Source organism: Streptomyces sp. CAI-85, assembly GCF_013363615.1.
Taxonomy (GTDB): Bacteria; Actinomycetota; Actinomycetes; order Streptomycetales; family Streptomycetaceae; genus Streptomyces; species Streptomyces antibioticus_B.
In genome coordinates, this window is record NZ_JAANNX010000276.1 from 1 (window position 1) to 523 (window position 523).

The window sequence follows — 523 nt, forward strand, 5'->3', positions numbered from 1 at the left end:
GGATCGTTCGCGTGATCGTCGTCGCCGGTGAGGCCCTCATCGATCTGGTGCCCCAAGGACCCGGCGCCTTGGCGCCCCTGCGGCCCGCGCGGGGCGGCGGCCCGTACAACACCGCCGTCGCCCTCGCCCGCCTCGGCTCCCGCACCGCCTTCTGCTCCCGCCTGTCCACCGACCCCTACGGCCAAGCCCTCCACGACGGCCTGCACACCGCAGGCGTCGAGACCACCACCGTCCAGCGCGGCCCCGAACCCACCACCCTCGCCCTCGCCACCCTCACCGACGACGGCTCCGCCACCTACACCTTCCACGTCGAAGGCACCGCCGACCGCCTCTTCACCACCCCCACCACCCTCCCGAACGACACCCGAGCCGTCTCCTTCGGCACCTGCTCCCTCGTCCTCGAACCCGGCGCCAGCGCCTACGAACAACTCCTCCACCACAGCGCCGCACAGGGGCTGTTCACCGCCCTCGACCCCAACATCCGCCCCGCACTCATCCCCGACCCCGACGCCTACCGCGCCCG

General features: G+C 73.0%; 1 protein-coding gene. It reads left to right on the forward strand.

Translation table 11 applies throughout. The annotated features are described in order from the left end of the window. Positions 1 to 11 precede the first annotated feature (11 nt). On the forward strand, positions 12 to 523 hold a 512-nt coding region (locus tag G6W55_RS38240), incomplete at its 3' end, for a PfkB family carbohydrate kinase (RefSeq protein WP_309243891.1).